The sequence below is a fragment of the Dactylosporangium sp. NPDC005555 genome, assembly GCF_040605635.1.
Taxonomy (GTDB): domain Bacteria; phylum Actinomycetota; class Actinomycetes; order Mycobacteriales; family Micromonosporaceae; genus Dactylosporangium.
This window is the reverse complement of the sequence record NZ_JBEXDG010000033.1, coordinates 41,021-58,688: the sequence shown is the minus strand read 5'-3', so window position 1 is coordinate 58,688 and position 17,668 is coordinate 41,021. Positions and strand designations below refer to the sequence as shown.

The window sequence follows — 17,668 nt, the reverse complement described above, 5'->3', positions numbered from 1 at the left end:
GCCGGCCAGCGTAGATGCGCGACGTCAGCGGCGCCTGCCGTGCTGCGCCCGGCGCGCCAGGGGCGCGTTGTCGAGGATGACGACGCACTTGTGCTCCAGGCGCAGCCAGCCGCGGGCGGCGTACTCGGCGAGGACCTTGTTCACCGACTCCCGCGACGCGCCGACGAACTGCGCCAGCTCCGACTGGGTGAGGTCGTGCACGACCCGGGTCGCGCCATCCTCGGCCACGCCGAAGCGGTGCGCGAGCTGGATGATCCGGCTGGCGACCCGGCCGGGCACGTCGCTGAAGAGCCGGTCGTCGACGGCGGCGCGGTGGCCGCGGATGCCGCGGGCGATGACGCGCAGCAGCTGCTCCGCCACGTGCGGGTGATGCGCGATCCACCGGTCCAGGACGGTCTTGGGCAGCACCGCGAGGCGGGCGTCGGCCACGACGGCGGCGACGACGACCCGGGGGCCGCCGTCGAGCAGCTCGAAGTCGCCGAAGTGGTCGGTCGGGCCGAGCAGCGCCATGAGCCCCTCGCGGCCGTCGCCGGAGCTGCGGCTGAGCTTCACCTTGCCGGACAGCACGATGTAGAGCCGGTCGCCGGGGTCGCCCTCGGCGAACAGGACCGTGCCGCGCTCCGCGTCGAGCCGCTCGAACTCCTGCGCCAGGGCGGCCGCGGAGTCGGGGTCGACGCTGCGGAACAGGTCGGTCGAGCGCAGCACCGGGTCATAGGCGAGCGCGCCGGCGGTCCCGGAAGTCGCTGCGCCGGACGGAAACGCCAGGACCATGTGCCCTCCCCAAAACGGTGCGGTACCGCGTACCATCGAGACGGTACTGGATACCGCGACCGGAAAGCAACAGGTCAGAGCGATACGCAAGGATGGGACCGTGACCGCGATTCCCGTACGAGACCGGCTGGTCGACGCCGCCTTCGCGCTGTTCGACGAGCGGGGCTACGAGCAGACGACGGCCGACGACATCGCCGACCGGGCGGGCGTCGGCCGCACCACCCTGTTCCGCCACTACCGGTCGAAGGAGGACGTGATCTTTCCCGATCACGACCGCCTGCTCGCGATCGTCAAGGAGCGCCTGGCCACGGCGAGCAAGGCCGACACCGCGATCGTCGCGGTCACCGAAACGGTCCGGCTGGTGCTGCTGCGGTACGTGGAGGAGGGCGACCGGGCCCGCCTGCGGTACGCGCTGACCAGCCGGATCGCCACGCTGCGGGACCGGGAGATCGCCACCGTCGCGCGGTACCAGCGGCTGTTCCGCGAGTTCATCGCCGAGTGGATGGGTCCGGCCCCGGGCGCGGCGCTGCGGGCCGAGCTCATGGCGGCGGCCGTCGTGTCGGCGCACAACCACGTGCTGCGCCGGTGGCTGCGGCGCGACACCACCGAGCCGGCCGCGGAGCTCGACGCCGCGATGACGGAGGTGGTGTCGCTGTTCGCGGAGCCTTCGGGCGGCAAGAGCAACGGGACCGCGGTGATCGTCCTGCACGACCAGCGCGATCCCGAGGCCGTCGCCGCCACGATCCGGCGGGCGCTGCGGCAGCGGTCCTGAGCGCCCGCCGGACAGGGACTCAGGCGGCGGTGCAGCCGGTCGCGGCGAGACCGGCGGCGGAGCCGGTGCCCTGGAAGCCGAAGTCCGTCGACGCGCCCGCGCCGAGGGTGCCGTTCCAGGCCGCGTTGGCCACCGATGTACCGGTGAGCCTGCCGTTCCACAGGTTGGTGACGGTGCCGCCGGGGATCGCGAGCCGGACGGTCCAGCCGGTGATCGGGGCGCCGCCGGCGGTGACCCGGGCGGAGGCGACGAACCCGCCGTCCCAGACGTCCTGCACGGTGACCACGGCGGTGCACCCCTGACCAGGGGGCTGGGAAGCCGACTGGGACGGGGACCCGGACCGGCTCGGACTCGGGCTCGGGCTCGGGCTCCCGCTCGGGCTCGGGCTCCCGCTCGCGCTCGGGCTCCCGCTCGCGCTCGGGCTCGCGCTCGACGTCGGCCCGTCGCTGAGGACCGGGGTCTGCCAGGTGGCCCAGTCGGCGAGGCGCCCGGCGGCCCGGCTGGAGATGCGGATGGTGCCCGCACTGTTGCCGGTCCTCGTCAGGTACTTCTGGATGTGCTGCTGCAGCGGTGTGCGCCACTCGGGCCGGTTGGCGCAGTGGGTGCCGTCCTGCACGTCCGACCAGTAGGTGATGTTGTCGCCCGCACCGAGCGCCTTGTAGACCTCGGCGCCACCGAGCGCGGCGACGCTCGCGGACCTCGGGCCGAGGTTGGCGATGTGCGGGTTGTCCATGATGAACAGCCCGCGCGGCGCGACCATGGCGACCATCTCGTGCGTGTCCACCGGCAGCCGGTTCGGGTTGCCCGTGAACGTGCCGAACGCGTCGCCGAGCCACGGCTGCTCGCCGTAGGCGCTGCTGAGGCTCTGCGCGCCCTCGCCGGGGATGCCGCGGAAGATGGGCGCGCCGGCGCTGCCGGACTCGATCGGCATGGTCAGCGCGATCCGCTGGTCGAACGCGCCGATGACGAACGCGCCCTTGCCGAAGCGGGAGCAGCCGGTGACGCCCATCGCGTCGGCCCTGAGGACCCGCCCGTCGGACTGGGCGACGACGTCGATGATCCGGCTCACGCCCCACGCCCACGCCATCAGCAGCCCGGTGGTGCTCTGCGCGCCGTAGACGCTGTAGAACGCGCCCTGTTTGTTGCTGCGGGGCGTGCCCTCCTTGCCGACGGCGTACGGGTCGTAGCTGATCACGGCGGCGCCCGCGGCCTTGATCGCGGCGGTGTCGGCGCCGAACCCGCCGAGGACGACGACGGCGGGGAACGGGCCGGTGCCGCCCGGCAGTTCCACCCGGGCGGAGAAGCCGGCGCTCCTGCCGTTGTGGGTGACGTTGACGGTGACGCCGGTGCTGGACACGGTGCCGGTGACACTCTGCGGTTTCGCGGGTTTCTCGCCGTAGACGAACTTCTCCGCCAGCTGCTTCACCTCTTCGCGGCGGCACCGCCAGTCGGATCTCGCGGTGATGCGGCTGCCGTCGAGGCGTTTGAACGGGTCGGGCAGCTTCGCGTCGGTCGGCAGCGCGCCGGCGTCGGGCAGGGCGGGCACCGGGCAGCCGGCGCCCTCGTCCTCCACAGTGGACGCCGTCACCGCCGCTTCCGCGGTGGCCGTCCTGGCGGCGACCGCGACGCCGGCGGCAAGGGTCACGGCGGCCGTGACGGCGACGGCGATCAGCTGAGGTCGGTTCATCGATGCTCCTTTCCGGGGGTGAGGAGGCCCGGAGCGTCGCAGCAATCGATCGGTGTCAACAAGGCAATGTTTCCGGACCCGTCCGAAACATCGCGGTGCCCGTGAACGTTGCACGGCCGGCGGAAACCTCAGGGGATGCGGCGGCCGTGGGCGTCGCGGACGCCCGACTTGCGGAAGAAGTACGCGGTGATCTGGTCCCGCCACTCGGCGGCGCCGCGCACCTGCTCGTCGAGCAGGTCCGCGACCCGCGCGGCGAACGCGGGGCCGACGAGATCCGCCGGCAGCGCGGCCCAGCGGTCCCGCATGGCCGCCACCGCGTCGGCGCCGGCGAAGTGGGTGTCGTAGATGTGCTGGATGACGGTGCCGCCGTCGTGCAGGACGTGCCCGTACGGCACGTGGTGGAAGAACAGCAGCAACTCGTCGGGGCAGTCGTGGACCGACTCGTACAGCCGCGCCAGTACGGGCGGGTACTGGCCGGTGAAACCCGTCCCGGTCGCGCACGTGCGGTCCACGCCGACGCCGTCCCGGTCGGCGAAGTGGTAGGTCCCCCACGGCGTGTACTCGTAGCCGTCGACGTCGGGGCCGTAGTGGTGACCGGGCCGGACCATGAACCCGACGCCGAGCGGCGCCGTGTAGTCCTCGTAGGTGCGCCACGAGTCGTCCATGACGGCGTGCAGCGTCTCCCCGACGACGTCCGGGGTGCCGGGGAACGTCAGGCCGATCCACTCGTCGAGGACCTCGCGGGGGTCGAGGTCCGGCGCCCACGCGAGCCGCCCGAACGCGTACAGGTTCGCCTGGGCGAGGGGGTGCCCGGTCCAGAACGGGTCGTCGCCGGCGTTGGACACGCCGACCGGACCGGCCGTCCGAATGGTGCGCAGCACCTCGCTCCACATCGGAGCGAGGTAGCACACGTGGCGCTGCTGGCCGGTGTACTCCTGCGTCACCTGCACCTCGACGGCGACGTCCGTGGCGGGCATCGCGGCGATCAGCGGCGACACCGGCTCGCGGACCTGGAAGTCGATCGGGCCGTGCTTCACCTGCACGATCACGTTGCCGAGGAACCGGCCGTCGAGCGGCGCGAAGTGTTCGTACGCGGCGCGGGCCCGGTCCGTGGTGCGGTCCCGCCAGTCCTGCCGGTGGTCGTAGACGAACGCCCGCCAGTGCACGACGCCGCCGTGCGGGGCGAGCGCCGCCGCGAGGGCGTTCGCACCGTCCGCGTGGTCGCGTCCGTACCCGTACGGTCCCGGCTGCCCTTCGGAGTCGGCCTTCACGACGTACCCGCCGAAGTCCGGGATCGCGGCGTAGACGCCGTCGGTCGCCGTGGCCCACCACGCCTGGACCCGCGCGTCGAGGGGGTCGGCGGTGCCGAGGTCGGCGACCGGCGCGGCGAAGTTCACCGCCAGGTGCATCCGGATGTGGTACGGGCGCAGCAGGTCCGCGATCGTGGCGATGTCGGCGAGCCGGTCGGTGAGCAGCAGCGTCTCGGTGGCGTGGACGTTGACGTTGTTGACGGTGACGGCGTTGACGCCGCACGCGGCGAGGAGCCGCGCGTAGGCGGTGACCCGGGTCAGGTCGGCGCGCAGCGCCCCGCCGTCCCAGAACAGGGAGCCGCCCGAGTAGCCGCGTTCGACCTGCCCCATGACGGGGTGCACGTCGACGTTGTCCCAATGGTCGAGCATCCGCCGGCCGTGGGCGGGCCGGTGCGTGCCGGGCGGATGCGGGGCGCCGAACGCGGCCTCGCCGACCCGCGCGACGTGGAACAGGCCGTAGAGGAGCCCGGCAGGGTCCTCGGCGGCGACGGTGGTGACCACGCCGTCGCGGGACACCACGAAGCCGTCCGGACCGGTGTCCACACCGGACAGTGTGAGGACCAGGTCGGCGCCGCCGGCGACGACGGCGCCGCCGTGGCGGTCGCACGCCTGCCGGACCTCGGCGCGGACCGTGTCGAGCCCGTCGCCGTGCACGGACACGGTGCGGGCACCGATCGGCCGCATCGCCTCGGGCGGCAGCCACGCCGGGTGGACCCCGGTCACGTCCCCGCCGGACGCGAACCCTCCGGGACTCACGCCACGAACCGTTCCCTGATCCCGGCGATCATCGGGCGGGTGACCGTCAGCAGCGCGGCGGCGTATCCCGCGGCGAGGAGCAGCAGCACCGCCTCGGACAGGAGCAGCGTGACGGCGGCCGCGGCCAGGAGCAGGCCGGCCACGCCGAGCGCGGTCACCGGCCGGCCGGCGAGGAAGTGGACCGCGAGCCGCAGGACGTCGCCGGGCCGGAACACGAACAGCGACACGATGACCAGTGCGGTGACCGCGACGAGTGTCGCCGCCGCCGCGAGCGCGACGAGCAGGGCGAGCCACCATGCCGGTACACCCGCCGCCGACCGGTGCGCGAGCACGACGGCGACGACGGTCAGCACCGCGAGGAGCGGCGCCCAGATCCGCAGCGCGCCGAGGGCGTTGAGCCGGTAGCCACGCAGGAACGCGGCGGCGGGGTGCAGGTCGGTGAGGTCGGCCGGCTGCCGGTGCAGCGCGAACAGCGCCGCGGACAGCGCCGGGCCGACCGGCAGCGCCGCGACGGCGGCGAGGGGGATGTCGCCGGCGTCCCGGCCGAGGACCACGAGCAGCGCGAGACCCGGTGCGGTGGCGGCGGCGAACAGCGCCTCCACGACGAGGAGCGTGTAGGTGCGCGCCGCGACCCGCGACAGCGGCCCGGTCCCGAACGGGCGGCTCATCCAAGGAGCCGGTCGTCGTCGCACCACGGCGGGGTCTCGTCGCGGACGGGCGTCACCTCGACGAGGGTGACCTCGTGGGCGGCGAGGGTCAGGTCGAGGTCGGCCCGCCCGCCGGCGACCGGCACGCTGTGGTGGCGGCGGGCGGGCTCGGACGCCTCCCGCAACGCGTCGAGCTGCCGCGCACGCGGCGAGCGCGGCCGGCCCATGTCCCGCCACGCGGCCCAGGCGTTGCCCGCCTCCTCCGACACCGACGACCGCGCCACGAAGGCGTTCCGGGGTCCACCGATGGACCCTCCGATGGGCCCTCCGATGGACCCTCCGATGGACCCTCCGATGGGGACGGACAGCCGCAGGCGGTGGCCGCCGGTGGGCGGGTTCCGGCCGGTGTGGTCCGCGGGCGCCCAGGCCAGGACGGTGACCCGGCCGGTGCCGTCGCGGGTGACGAGGTGGTCGTCGCCACGGGCGAGGACCTCGTCGCCCATGCGGGCCAGGAACGCGTACAGGTGGAACGTGGGCTTGCGGATCTGCCGGTGGGTGAGCAGCCCGAACCCGCCGTGGAACAGCGACGTGGGCACCCCGGCCTCCTCGAACACGTCGCAGAACGTCCAGTACGAGAACGAGTCGACCAGGTCCCCGGCGGCCGCGACGACCGGCGCCAGGTACGCGGCGTGGAACGCGGTGTCGTGGACCGGGTTGTCGGGCCGGTAGGAGGAGTTGAACTCGGTGATGTGCACCGGCACCCCGGCGAGGGCGCTGCCGGACAGCTGCCGGCGCGGCGCCGCGAACTGCTCCAGGAGGCTCGCCGCCGGTGCGAGGGTCTGGTGGACGCCGAACGGCACGTGCCGGGCGGCGCCGGACGTGTACGCGTGGCGGCTCACGAAGTCGACCGGGACGCCGCGCGCGGTGACGAACTCGGCGAAGCGCGGCAACCATCCGTCGTCGGCGCCCGGCGACAGGGCCGGGCCGCCGACCTGGAGCCCGGCGTCGACGTCCTTCACCGCGCACGCGGCGGCCTCGTACAGCTCGTGGTAGGCGTCCTGGTCGGCGTGCTGCCAGAAGTCCTTGAGGTCCGGCTCGTTCCACACCTCGATCGGCCAGCGGCGGACCTCGTCGAGGCCGTACCGGTCGACGAGATGCGCGACCGTGCCGCGCACGAGGGCCACCCACTCGGCCCGGTCCCGCGGCGGCGTCACGTTGCCGCGCCACCAGAACACGGTCTGGTCGCCGGACGCGAGCCCCGACGGCGTGAAGCCGAGCTCCACGAACGGCCGGATCCCCAGTTCCAGGTAGGCGTCGACGACCTGGTCGACGTAGGTGAACGCGTGCAGCACCCGCCGCGACCCGCCGTGCTCGTAGGGCCGGTGCACGCCGGCGCCGTCGCTGAACAGCCCGTGCTGGCGGACGTGCCGGAACCCGATGTCCCGCTGCAGCAGCGCGAGGGAGTCCTGGTAGTCACGCCGCAGCGCGAGGTCGAAGCGGCCGGCGCCGACGCAGTGCCGCCACGCGTCGCCGAGGCGGCCCGTCATCCGTGGTTCTTCTTGTACCGGTTGTAGGCGGCGTTGACGACCTCGACGTAGCGGGTCATGTTCTTGCCCTTGAGCTCGCCGACGTACGCGTCCCACTCGCTGAGCGGCCGGGTGCCGAGGACGAACTTCAGCGTCTGCTGGTTCACGTGGTCCTTGAGCGTCGTCTCCCACAGCGTCGCCTGCTCGCGTTCGTCGGCGTTGAGCGGGTGCGGCGGCGGCAGCGGCTGGTTCTTCCGGGCGTTCATCACGTCCTGGAACGCCTGCTCCTCCTTCGGGAACTGGGAGTCGAGCAGTTTCGTGGCGCCGCCGTAGACGAAGACGCCGTTGAGGAAGCCGTATTCGACCTGGAGGTTCTTCGTGCCGGCGGGGTTGAGGCCGCCCCAGTTGACGTCGGCGGCGAGCTTGAAGCTGCCGTCGTCGACGCTGCCGGTGTACGTGGTGCCGTCCACGCCCCACTTGGCGAACAGTTTGCCCTGCGGCGAGTAGTACAGCCAGTCCATGAACTGCATGAGCGCGACGAAGTGCTTGCTGTCGCGGGCCTTGGCGGAGATCATGACGCCGCTCTCCAGGCGGGTGCCGACCTTCACGTCGCCGAGCGGGCCGGTCGGCGTGGGGATCTTCAGCACGGTCGCCCCGGCGATCTTCGCGATGCTCGGGCGCAGCTCGTTGACGAGGGTCTGCGCGTTGCAGCTCATCACGAACGACTTCCCGTTGGCGAACTTCTGCTTGGCGATGTCGTCGGACTGGGTGAAGCTCTCCGGGTCGACGAGCTTCTCCGTGACGAGCGAGTTGAGGTATTCGATCATCTGCTTGTACTGCGGGGTCGTGCCCGTGTAGACGAACGCCTTCGCCGCGTCGTCCCAGCTGGTGTGCTGGTAGCTCCAGCCGGCCTGGGTGCCGTACGCGGCGCCGATCATCGACAGCAGGTTGTTGCCGCCGGGGTTGGGCGGGCTGCTCCACCGGTCCGACAACGGGTACACGTCGGGGTGCGCGGCCTTCATCGCGCGCAGCACGGTCCGCAGGTCCTCCCACGTCTTCGGGATCCCCAGGTTCAGCTGCTGCAGCACGTCGGTGCGCACGGCGAGAGAGTAGTCGGACCACACGTCCTCGTGCAGGCCGGGCAGCAGGTAGAACTTGCCGTCCTCCTGCCGGAGCGTGTCGAGGTCGGACCGCAGGTTCCACTTCGCGATCTGGTCGCGGAAGTTCGGCATGAGGTCGAGGTGGTCGCTGACCGGCAGGATCGCCCCGCCGGCGATGTACGCCTCCTCGTCGGGGTGGTACGTCTTCGGGATGATCATCGGCGCGTCGCCGGCGGCGACCACGACGCTGCGCTTCTGGTTGTAGTCGCTGCCGGGCACGACGGTGGCCTGCAGGGTCACGTTCGTGCGTTTCGTGAGCTCCTTGAAGAACAGCCAGTCGGCCTTGTACGGGTAGGCCGCGTTGCTGAGCATCATGATGGAGAACGTCAGCGGCTGGGTGGCGGTGAACTGCGCGCCCATCCCGTAGCCGTCCATGGCGCCGTCACGGTGCCCGGTGTAGTCCTGACCCTTCGCGGGATCCTCGTCCTCGCCGCAGCCGGCGAGCGAGACGAGCGCGGCGGCGCCGGCCGCGCCGAGCAGGGTGCGCCGTTTCACCTCGAACATCGAAGACTCCTTATCCCTTGACCGCGCCCAGGGTGACCCCGGAGACGAAGTACCGCTGGACGAACGGATAGACGAGCATGATCGGAAGGGCGGTGAGCACGATCGTCACGGCCTGGATGTTGGCGGCGATCTGCATCGCGGTGTCCGAGGGCGTGGAGATGTCGGACCCGCCGGTGGAGCCGGCGATCAGGTTGCGCAGGTAGATGGTCACCGGAAACATGTCGGCGTCGTCCATGTACAGCAACGCCGGGAACCACGAGTTCCAGAAGGCCACCGCGTAGAACAGGACCATCGTGGCGATGACCGCCTTCGACAGCGGCAGCACGATCCGCCACAGGATGCCGTAGGCGCCGAGGCCGTCAACTGCGGCGGCCTCCTCGAGCTCGACCGGCAGCCCTTCGAAGAACGCCTTCATGACGAGCAGGTTGAAGACGCTGACGGCGTTGGGCAGGACCACCGCCCACATCGTGTTGCGCAGCCCGAGGCCGCTGACGAGGATGTAGTTGGGGATGAGGCCGCCGTTGAAGAACATGGTGAAGACGGCGGCGCCGACGAGCAGCGCCCGGCCTTTCAGATGGCGTTTCGACAGCACGTAGGCGTAGCAGGTGGTCAGCACGATCGAGATCGCGGTGGCGACGACGGTGTAGAGCAGCGTGTTGCGGTAGCCGGTCCAGAACGCGGGGTCGGCCATGACGACCTCGTAGGTGGTCGTGTTGAACCCGCGCGGCAGCAGGTTCACCTTCCCGGCCTGGATCGCCTGCTCGTCGCTGAAGGAGCGGGCGACGACGTTGCCGAACGGGTACAGCGTGACCACCACGACGCCCGTGAGGATCAGCCCGAGGACGGCGCGTCTCACCACAGGCCCGCTCCGACCGTTCGTCTGGACACGACGTTCGCGGTGAGCACGAGGGTGAGGCCGATGACCGACTCGAAGAGGCCGATCGCGGCGGCGTAGCTGAAGCTGCCGGAGACGACGCCGACCCGGTACAGGTAGGTGGAGATGACGTCGGCGGTCGGGTAGGTCAGCGGGTTGTACAGCAGCAGGACCTTCTCGAACCCGACGGACAGGAACGTGCCGATGTTGAGGATCAGCAGCGTCACCATCGTCGGACGGATGCCGGGCAGCGTGACGTGCCACGTCTGCCGCCACCGGCTCGCGCCGTCGATCCGGGCCGCCTCGTAGAGCTCCTGGTCGATGGTGGTCAGGGCGGCGAGGTACAGGATGGTGCCCCAGCCGACGGTCTGCCACATCTCGGAGGAGATGTAGACGGTGCGGAACCAGCCGGGTCGCTGCAGGAACGGCACGGCGTCGGCGCCCACCGCGCGCAGCCCCGCGTTGACCGCGCCGTCGAGCGCGAGCAGCTGCATGACGATGCCGGCGACGACGACCACGGACAGGAAGTGCGGCAGGTAGGAGATGGTCTGCACGAGGCGTTTGAGCCGGCGGGCGCGGACCTCGTTGAGCAGCAGCGCCAGGACGATCGGCAGCGGGAAGACGAGCAGCAGGGTGAGCCCGCCGAGGACCAGCGTGTTGGTGAAGACGTGCCAGAACGTGGGGTCCTGCCAGAACATCCTGAAGTAGCGCAGGCCGACCCACGTGTCGCCGAAGAGGTCGCCGCCGGGGCGGAACCGCCGGAAGGCGATGACGTTGCCGGCCATCGGCAGATACCGGAAGACGACGAAGAACAGCAGCGGCAGCACGGCGAGGGAGTACAGCTGCCAGTCGCGCCGCAGCGCGACCCGCCAGGTGCGGCGTCCCATGTTCCCCCTTCCGCATCTTCGAAAGTTTCGGCAACATTCGGCCAGGCATTGGGCAATGTAGATTCATCACTACGTGCTGTCAAGGACTCGATCTGCGGCGCATGACCTGCGCACACTGGACCGGCCGCCTTCGCGCGTGGCATTGGAAACTTTCGGTCGACCCGCGAGGAGGCGCCCGTGCCGCAGTTCGACCTTCCGTTGCCCGAGCTTCGCCGGTACGCGCCGCGGATCGCCGAGCCGCCGGACCTCGACGCGTTCTGGGCTTCGACGCTCGGCGACGCGCGGTCCGTGCCGCCGGTCGTGTCGGCCGCCCGCGTGGCAACCGGGCTGCGGCTCGTCGACACCTGGGACGTCACCTTCGCGGGCTTCGGCGGCGACCCGGTCCGGGCCTGGTTCAGCCGTCCCGCCGGCGTTTCCGGGGCGCTGCCGGCCGTCGTGGAGTTCGCCGGGTACGGGCGGGGCCGCGGCCTGCCGCACGAGCGGCTCATTTGGGTCGCCGCCGGGTACGCGCACCTGCTGATGGACAACCGCGGTCAGGGCGACCTGTTCGGCAGCGGCGGCGACACCCCCGACCCGCACGCCGGCGGTCTCCAGCCGGTCACGCGGGGCATCCGGTCGCCGCACGACTACCACTACCGGCGGCTGATCACCGACGCGGTGCGGGCGGTCGACGCGGTGCGCGCCCTGCCCGGCGTCGACCCGGCACGGGTCGCGGCGCTGGGGAACAGCCAGGGCGGCGGGCTCGCCCTCGCGGTCGCGGGCCTCGTCCCCGACCTGGCGGCGCTGCTCGCGACCGCACCGTTCCTGTGCCACTTCGAGCGGGCCGTCGCGCTCACCGACGCCCCGCCCTACGGCGAGATCGCGCAGTACCTGGCGGTGCACCGCGACGCCGGGGACCACGTCTGGCGCACGCTGTCCTATGTGGACGGCGTCCACCTCGCCCGCCGGGCGCGGGCACCCGGCCACTTCGGCGCCGGGCTGCGCGACACCGTGTGCCCGCCGAGCACGGTGTTCGCCGCGTACAACGCCTACGGCGGCGCGGACCGCACCATGCACACCTACCCGTTCAACGGGCACGAGGGCGGCGACGCGGTCCACGTGCGCCGCCAGCTGGACTGGCTGCGCTCGAAACTTTCGCCGTAGACTCGCGGGCTATGACGTCGCGCAGCAGGGCCACCATGGCGGAGATCGCCGCCGAGGCGGGCGTCTCCGTGCCGACCGTCTCCAAGGTGCTCAACGGCCGCCACGACGTCGCCCCCGCCACCCGGGAGCGGATCGAGGAGCTGCTCCGCGCCCGCAGCTACCTGCCGCGCCGCAACCCGCCAGCCCGCACCGCGGGCCTCATCGACGTCGTGTTCGTCGACCTCGGCAGCGCCTGGGCGATGCAGATCCTGGCCGGCGTCGAGGAGGTCGCGCACCGCGCCGGGACCGGCGTCGTCGTCTCCGCCGTCCGGCACACACCACACGTCGACAGGGACGCTGAGCGGAACCGCTTCGAACCTCGCGGCCGCACCCGCACCGCGCCGGACCGGCGGTGGCTGGAGCACCTGGCGGCGCGCCGCTCCGACGGGGTCCTGCTCGTGCTGTCGGAACTGGCCGCCGACCAGCGGGCGCGCCTCGCCGAGCTCGGCATCCCCGTCGTGGTCGTCGACCCGGCCGGGCAGCCCGACCCGAGCGTCCCGTCGGTCGGCGCCACCAACTGGACCGGCGCGCTCACCGCGACCGAGCACCTGATCGGGCTCGGCCACCAGCGGATCGCCGTCATCGGCGGCCCCGGCGACGTGCTGTGCTCGCGGGCCCGCGTCGACGGCTACCGGGCCGCGATGCACGCCGCGGGCCTGCCGGTCCCCGCCGGCTACGAGCGCACCGGCGACTTCACCAGCCCGACCGGCCACCGGGAGACCCTGGCACTGCTGGACCTGCCCACGCCGCCGACGGCCGTCTTCGCGGCAGCGGACGAGATGGCCCGCGGCGCCTACGAGGCCCTGTACGAGCGCGGCCTGCGGGTCCCCGACGACATGAGCGTCGTCGGGTTCGACGACCTGGAGCAGGCCCGCTGGTCGATCCCGCCGCTGACCACGGTCCGGCAGCCGCTGACCGAGATGGCCGGGCTCGCCACCCGGATGCTGCTGACGCTCATCGCCGGTGAGCCCCTCGACTCGACCCGCCTCGAACTGGCCACCCCGCTGGTGGTGCGGGCCAGCACGGCGGCGCTCGGAAACATTTCCATGTCTTCGGCACGGTCATAGACTGGCGCCGTGGATTCCGGGAAGTCGCAGGGTCAGGGCGGCCGCCGGCGCCGCGGCGAGGTCACGGTCGCGGCGATCGCGCAGCTCGCCGGCGTGTCCCCGCCGACGGTCTCGAAGGTGCTGAACGGCCGGTCCGGCATCGCGGTGCAGACCCGCGACCGCGTGGAGGCGCTGCTGCGCGAGCACGGCTACCGGCGCGGCGGGTCCGCGGCCGCGTCGCCGAGCGTCGAGGTGGCGTTCTACGGCCTGGAGAGCCACCTCGCGATGGAGATCCTCCGCGGTGTCGAGCAGGTCGTCCGCGACCGCGGGCTCGCCGTCGGGTTCACCGACCTGCAGGGTCCGGCACCCGGCGGGCGGCGCACCGCGGACCGGCTCCTCGCCCGCCGCCCGACCGGGGTCATCGCCGTCAACTCGGCGTTCCGGGCCCGGCAATACGAGCAGCTCACCGCGAGCGGCGTGCCCATGGTCGTGCTCGACCCGACGGGTGAGCCGATGCACTCGATCCCGTCGGTCGGCGCGACCAACTGGAGCGGCGGGATCGCCGCGACCCGGCACCTGCTCGACCTCGGTCACCGGCGGGTCGGCGTCATCACCGGCCCGATGGAGTACCTGTGCGCCCGCGCCCGCCTGGAGGCCTGCCGCGGCGCCCTCGACGCCGCCGGCGTGCCCCTCGATCCGGTGCTGCTGCGGCACGGCCGCTTCCACTTCGACGACGGGGTCCTGCTCGGCCGGCAGCTGCTGTCGCTGCCCGACCCGCCGACCGCGATCCTGTGCGGCGACGACCTGCAGGCGCTCGGCGTCTACGAGGCCGCCCGGCTCCTCGGCCGGCGCATCCCCGACGACGTCAGCGTCGTGGGCTTCGACGACATCGAGGTCACCCGGTGGTGCGGCCCGCCGATGACGACGGTCCGGCAGCCGTTCGCCGAGATGGGCGCCACCGCGGCGCGCATGGTGCTGCAGCTGGCGGTCGGCGAGCCGGTCGAGCCGGGCAGGGTGGAGCTCGCCACGCAGCTCGTCGTCCGCGCCAGCACAGCTCCCCCGCGCGCATGATGCCGCCCGCGATGCCCCGTTCGCGATGCCCCGCCCATGATGCCGCCGCCGCCCGTCATGCCCCGCTGTCCGCCCAGCGGACGAAGCCTGTGTCGTCGCCGTCGTACACGATGCGGCGCGGCCATGGATAGCCCGCCGGGACGGTGAACGGGTCGAACACGGTCCAGTCGATCGCGTCGCCGGCCTCGACGACCAGGTCCGGCTGCGGCCGGCTGCCCTGCGGCCCGATGACGACGACACCGACGCCGGGCTTCCGCTCGAGGCGGTGGCTGCCGGGTCCGGTCAGCGAGATGGGCGACGACACCCTCGCGACCCTACCGGGCCGGCCCCGCACCGCCCGGGGGACAATACGGATCGTGAGCCGGATCCTCATCGTCGACGACGACGAGCCGCTGCTGCGGGCGCTGCGGATCAACCTCACCGCCCGCGGCTACCAGGTCGACACGGCCGGCACCGCCGCGGCAGGCCTCATCTCGGCCGGCAACCACCACCCCGATCTCGCGATCGTCGACCTCGGCCTGCCCGACCTCGACGGCATCGAGGTGGTGAAGGGCCTGCGCGGATGGAGCGAGGTGCCCATCATCGTCCTGTCGGCGCGCCACTCGGAGCCGGCGAAGGTCGCGGCCCTCGACGCCGGCGCCGACGACTACGTCACGAAACCGTTCGGCGTCGACGAGCTCCTGGCCCGCATCCGCGCCGCTCTGCGCCGAGGTTCTCCGCCCACCGGCGCCGCGGCCGGCCCGGCGGTCGTCACGACGGCGGCGTTCACCCTGGACCTGTCCGCGAAACGCGCCGTCGGCCCGGCCGGCGAGGTCCGCCTCACCCCCACCGAGTGGCATCTGCTCGAGGTCCTGGCCCGCTCCCCCGGCACCCTCGTCGAGCACCGCCGGCTGTTGCGGGAGGTGTGGGGTCCCCGGTACGAGACGGAGACCAACTATCTGCGGGTCCACTTCGCCAACCTGCGCCGCAAGCTGGAACGCGACCCCGCCCGCCCGCAGCACCTCGTCACCCAGCCGGGCCTCGGCTACCGCCTGGAGCTGTGACTGCTGGGCAGCGGGACGACGAAGTAGCGGGTCACGTCGGAGGTGAAGTACGCGCCGGTCGACGTCGTGAACGAGGTCTGTGCCTGGTACCAGGGGTCGGTCGAGGCGTTGCAGCGCGACGTGGAGATGCCGTCGCAGTCGATGTCCATGTCGGCGGTCCAGAAGTACGCCGAGCCGTTCTTGCAGATCGCGACGGTCTCGGCGCCGCCGTCGTCGGTGGCGTACTTCCCGTTGGACACCTGGCTGCAGGTGGCGGTCTTGGCGAGCAGCTGGGCGGCGGTGGGTCCGGCGGCGAGTGCCGGGGACGTGCTGGTCAGGGCGTAGGCGGCGGTCGCGACCAGGGTCAGCGCGACCGATGCGAGCGCCAGGACAGGTCTGCGCATGGGGGCTCCAGACGTCGTCGGGCGGGCGGTGGGGGTACCGGACAGGTAACCTGACTAACAGATATCTGTCAATACAAGTGCCCACCGCGACCCGGTCACGAGCCGGTGGCGACCGGAAATCCGCCGGCCAGCGCGGCGATCGCGCGACGGACGCGGGCGCCGTCCGAAGCGGTGAGCGCGACGTGGTGCAGCACGGCGACCGCCGCAAGGGCGAGGGCTTCGGTGTCGGCGCCGGCGGGGACCCGGCCGAGGCGCTGCTCGGCGGCCAGGTAGCGGGCGGCGGCGGCCTCGACCGCCTCCAGGCCGGCGGTCCGCTCCCCCAGGACGTCGCGGACCGCCGCGGCGAGCTCGGGCTTCGCTGCCGTCAGCCGGGTCAGCGGGAGCAGACCGTCGAGGGGGACGGCGAGCAGCGCGTCGGCGAGGTTGCCCGCGACGGTGCCGGTGCCCGCCCGGTCCGGCAGGCCCGCGACCGCCGCCGCCAGCTGGAAGGCGCGGTCGACGGCATACCCCGTGAGGAAGTCGTCGAAGTCCGCGAAGTGCGCATAGAGCAGCCCGGTCGCAACGCCGGCCTCGCGGGTCACGGCGCGGCCCGTGAGGCGGACCGGCCCGTCGGCGGCGATCACCCGCTCGACGGCGGCGAAGAGCTGCTGCCTGGGCTCTGGGATGGCGACTCCGCGGGGCATCCCCGGATTCTAGGCGTTGCGCACAGAATGAGCATCTGCTCATACTAGGTTTGAACACTTGCTCATTCTGGAGGGGGCAACACATGCGTGCGGTGATCGTCGGTGCGGGCGTGGCAGGTCTCGCCGCTGCCGTCAGGCTCGGGCGTGACGGCTGGGAGACGCTCGTCGTGGAGCAGGCCCCGGCCCGGCGCAGCGGCGGCTACCTGGTGAACCTCCTCGGCCCCGGCTTCGACGCCGCCGAGCGGCTGCTGCCCGGCCTGGCCGCCCGCGATCTGGGCCTGTTCACCACGGTCCTCGTGCGCGCCGACGGCCGGCCCAAGCTCACGGTGCCGGCGGAGCTCGCGGCCGCCGCCCTCGGCAAGCGGGCCATCACGGTCTTCCGGGGCGATCTCGAGTCCGCGTTGTTCGCCGAGGTACGACCATGCGCGGACTTCCGCTTCGGCACCACCGTCACGGCGGTCACACAGGAGGAGAACGCGGTGCGGGTGACGTTGAGCGACGGGACCGTCGAACACGCCGACCTGCTCATCGGCGCCGACGGCGTGCACTCCGCCACCCGGACCGCGGTGTTCGGCGACGGCTGGCGGGTGCCGCTGCCGTACGTGGTGGGCGCCGTCGACCTGCCCGGCCCGCCGGCGGGGGTCCCCGAACGGTCCGGCACGACGTTCATCGGCCCGGGTCGCACGGCGGCCGTCATCAACCTGGGGCCGCAGCGGTCGTCGGCGTTCTTCGCGTACCGCAGCGAAACCCCGCGATCAGACCTGGACCGCGGTCCCGTCGACGCGCTCGGCGCGGCGTTCGGCGACCTGGGCGGCGGCGTGCCCGACGCGCTGCGGCACCTCGCCCTGCATCCCGGCGCGGCCTACTTCGACGCGGTCAGCCAGGTGGTCATGCCACGGTGGAGCGCCGGCCGGGTGGTGCTGCTCGGCGACGCCGCCTGGTGCGTCACGCTGTTCGCCGGCCACGGCGCGGGCCTCGCCCTCGCCGGCGCCGACCAGCTCGGCGCCGCCCTGTCGGCGCACGACGACGTCCCGGCCGCCCTGGCCGGCTGGGAGCGGGCGCTGCGCCCCGAGGTCACCCGACGGCAGGCCCTCGCCAGGCGCGGCATGCGGCAGTACGCCCCGCCGAACCGCTTCCACGTCTGGCTCGGCGACGTCACCGTCCGCGCCGTCACGCTGCCCGGCATCCGGACCCTCGTCCGCCGCGCCGCCACCCGCTGACCCACTCCCGAACTCCACGGCCCGGACCACCGTCCGCGAACCGACCACCCCCGACCGATTCCGGCAGCGACACACCCGGACCACCGTCCGCAGGGCGGCCGCCAGCGGGCTATGGCAGGAACGCTACGGCCGGACCACCGTCCGTG

General features: G+C 72.7%; 17 protein-coding genes. 6 read left to right on the top strand and 11 right to left on the bottom strand.

Annotated features, from left to right (window positions below; genetic code table 11):
• Positions 1-24: 24 nt before the first annotated feature.
• Positions 25-771: a Crp/Fnr family transcriptional regulator gene (locus ABZS58_RS31380; protein WP_354786848.1), complete on the bottom strand. Its 747-nt coding sequence runs from the start codon at positions 769-771 to the stop codon at positions 25-27.
• 100 nt (positions 772-871) lie between these two features.
• Between ABZS58_RS31380 and ABZS58_RS31375 the strand changes: the two genes are divergently transcribed.
• Positions 872-1,543: a helix-turn-helix domain-containing protein gene (locus ABZS58_RS31375; RefSeq protein WP_354786847.1), complete on the top strand. Its 672-nt coding sequence runs from the start codon at positions 872-874 to the stop codon at positions 1,541-1,543.
• 19 nt (positions 1,544-1,562) lie between these two features.
• Here ABZS58_RS31375 and ABZS58_RS31370 read toward each other — a convergent pair whose 3' ends face one another.
• The 7 genes from ABZS58_RS31370 to ABZS58_RS31340 form a co-directional block, all read right to left on the bottom strand.
• Positions 1,563-3,230 carry a cellulose binding domain-containing protein gene (locus ABZS58_RS31370; protein WP_354786846.1) on the bottom strand — a complete coding sequence of 556 codons (1,668 nt, stop codon included), beginning with the start codon at positions 3,228-3,230 and terminating at the stop codon, positions 1,563-1,565.
• Positions 3,231-3,358: 128 nt separating this feature from the next.
• Positions 3,359-5,296, bottom strand: coding sequence for an alpha-glucuronidase (locus ABZS58_RS31365; protein WP_354786845.1), 1,938 nt, complete (start codon positions 5,294-5,296; stop codon positions 3,359-3,361).
• Positions 5,293-5,964 (bottom strand): hypothetical protein, encoded by a 672-nt coding sequence (locus ABZS58_RS31360; RefSeq protein ID WP_354786844.1) that lies wholly within the window; start codon positions 5,962-5,964, stop codon positions 5,293-5,295. Before ABZS58_RS31360 ends, ABZS58_RS31365 begins: the two co-directional genes overlap by 4 nt.
• A complete protein-coding gene (locus ABZS58_RS31355) occupies positions 5,961-7,490 on the bottom strand; it encodes a xylan 1,4-beta-xylosidase (protein WP_354786843.1) in 1,530 nt (509 codons plus the stop codon). Before ABZS58_RS31355 ends, ABZS58_RS31360 begins: the two co-directional genes overlap by 4 nt.
• Positions 7,487-9,133, bottom strand: a complete 1,647-nt coding sequence (locus ABZS58_RS31350; RefSeq protein WP_354786842.1) for an extracellular solute-binding protein — start codon at positions 9,131-9,133, stop codon at positions 7,487-7,489. Before ABZS58_RS31350 ends, ABZS58_RS31355 begins: the two co-directional genes overlap by 4 nt.
• A gap of 10 nt (positions 9,134-9,143) precedes the next feature.
• Positions 9,144-9,989 carry a carbohydrate ABC transporter permease gene (locus tag ABZS58_RS31345; RefSeq protein ID WP_354786841.1) on the bottom strand — a complete coding sequence of 282 codons (846 nt, stop codon included), beginning with the start codon at positions 9,987-9,989 and terminating at the stop codon, positions 9,144-9,146.
• Positions 9,986-10,894 carry an ABC transporter permease subunit gene (locus tag ABZS58_RS31340; RefSeq protein WP_354786840.1) on the bottom strand — a complete coding sequence of 303 codons (909 nt, stop codon included), beginning with the start codon at positions 10,892-10,894 and terminating at the stop codon, positions 9,986-9,988. Before ABZS58_RS31340 ends, ABZS58_RS31345 begins: the two co-directional genes overlap by 4 nt.
• Before the next feature lie 177 nt (positions 10,895-11,071).
• Between ABZS58_RS31340 and ABZS58_RS31335 the strand changes: the two genes are divergently transcribed.
• The 3 genes from ABZS58_RS31335 to ABZS58_RS31325 are packed head-to-tail and all read left to right on the top strand — an operon-like array spanning position 11,072 to position 14,193.
• Positions 11,072-12,037 (top strand): acetylxylan esterase, encoded by a 966-nt coding sequence (locus ABZS58_RS31335; protein WP_354786839.1) that lies wholly within the window; start codon positions 11,072-11,074, stop codon positions 12,035-12,037.
• A gap of 11 nt (positions 12,038-12,048) precedes the next feature.
• Positions 12,049-13,143, top strand: a complete 1,095-nt coding sequence (locus ABZS58_RS31330; protein ID WP_354786838.1) for a LacI family DNA-binding transcriptional regulator — start codon at positions 12,049-12,051, stop codon at positions 13,141-13,143.
• Between the two features lie 9 nt (positions 13,144-13,152).
• Positions 13,153-14,193: a LacI family DNA-binding transcriptional regulator gene (locus ABZS58_RS31325; protein ID WP_354786837.1), complete on the top strand. Its 1,041-nt coding sequence runs from the start codon at positions 13,153-13,155 to the stop codon at positions 14,191-14,193.
• 55 nt (positions 14,194-14,248) lie between these two features.
• Here the strand turns inward: ABZS58_RS31325 and ABZS58_RS31320 are convergent, their stop codons facing one another.
• A complete protein-coding gene (locus ABZS58_RS31320) occupies positions 14,249-14,497 on the bottom strand; it encodes a hypothetical protein (protein ID WP_354786836.1) in 249 nt (82 codons plus the stop codon).
• 52 nt (positions 14,498-14,549) lie between these two features.
• Between ABZS58_RS31320 and ABZS58_RS31315 the strand changes: the two genes are divergently transcribed.
• Entirely contained in the window at positions 14,550-15,236 is a 687-nt protein-coding gene (locus ABZS58_RS31315; protein WP_354786835.1) for a response regulator, read from the top strand.
• On the opposite strand, the gene ABZS58_RS31310 is transcribed toward ABZS58_RS31315, so the two are convergent.
• Together ABZS58_RS31310 and ABZS58_RS31305 are read right to left on the bottom strand one after the other, a co-directional pair.
• A complete protein-coding gene (locus ABZS58_RS31310; protein WP_354786834.1) occupies positions 15,218-15,619 on the bottom strand; it encodes a hypothetical protein in 402 nt (133 codons plus the stop codon). The two genes, ABZS58_RS31315 and ABZS58_RS31310, sit on opposite strands and share 19 nt — an antisense overlap.
• A 95-nt stretch (positions 15,620-15,714) precedes the next feature.
• The gene (locus tag ABZS58_RS31305) at positions 15,715-16,302 is read right to left on the bottom strand and encodes a TetR/AcrR family transcriptional regulator (protein ID WP_354786833.1); all 588 of its coding nucleotides are present in this window, start codon (positions 16,300-16,302) and stop codon (positions 15,715-15,717) included.
• An 83-nt stretch (positions 16,303-16,385) separates the two neighbouring features.
• On the opposite strand from ABZS58_RS31305, the gene ABZS58_RS31300 reads away from it, so the two are divergent.
• A complete protein-coding gene (locus tag ABZS58_RS31300; protein ID WP_354786832.1) occupies positions 16,386-17,522 on the top strand; it encodes an FAD-dependent monooxygenase in 1,137 nt (378 codons plus the stop codon).
• Positions 17,523-17,668 lie beyond the last annotated feature (146 nt).

Bases quoted from the DNA above. Each gene is read 5' to 3' on its own strand.
- ABZS58_RS31310 (WP_354786834.1), bottom strand. From the start codon at position 15,619: ATGCGCAGACCTGTCCTGGCGCTCGCATCGGTCGCGCTGACCCTGGTC.
- ABZS58_RS31360 (WP_354786844.1), bottom strand. From the start codon at position 5,964: ATGAGCCGCCCGTTCGGGACCGGGCCGCTGTCGCGGGTCGCGGCGCGC.
- ABZS58_RS31350 (WP_354786842.1), bottom strand. From the start codon at position 9,133: ATGTTCGAGGTGAAACGGCGCACCCTGCTCGGCGCGGCCGGCGCCGCC.
- ABZS58_RS31300 (WP_354786832.1), top strand. From the start codon at position 16,386: ATGCGTGCGGTGATCGTCGGTGCGGGCGTGGCAGGTCTCGCCGCTGCC.
- ABZS58_RS31330 (WP_354786838.1), top strand. From the start codon at position 12,049: ATGACGTCGCGCAGCAGGGCCACCATGGCGGAGATCGCCGCCGAGGCG.
- ABZS58_RS31370 (WP_354786846.1), bottom strand. From the start codon at position 3,230: ATGAACCGACCTCAGCTGATCGCCGTCGCCGTCACGGCCGCCGTGACC.
- ABZS58_RS31340 (WP_354786840.1), bottom strand. From the start codon at position 10,894: ATGGGACGCCGCACCTGGCGGGTCGCGCTGCGGCGCGACTGGCAGCTG.
- ABZS58_RS31380 (WP_354786848.1), bottom strand. From the start codon at position 771: ATGGTCCTGGCGTTTCCGTCCGGCGCAGCGACTTCCGGGACCGCCGGC.
- ABZS58_RS31355 (WP_354786843.1), bottom strand. From the start codon at position 7,490: ATGACGGGCCGCCTCGGCGACGCGTGGCGGCACTGCGTCGGCGCCGGC.
- ABZS58_RS31305 (WP_354786833.1), bottom strand. From the start codon at position 16,302: ATGCCCCGCGGAGTCGCCATCCCAGAGCCCAGGCAGCAGCTCTTCGCC.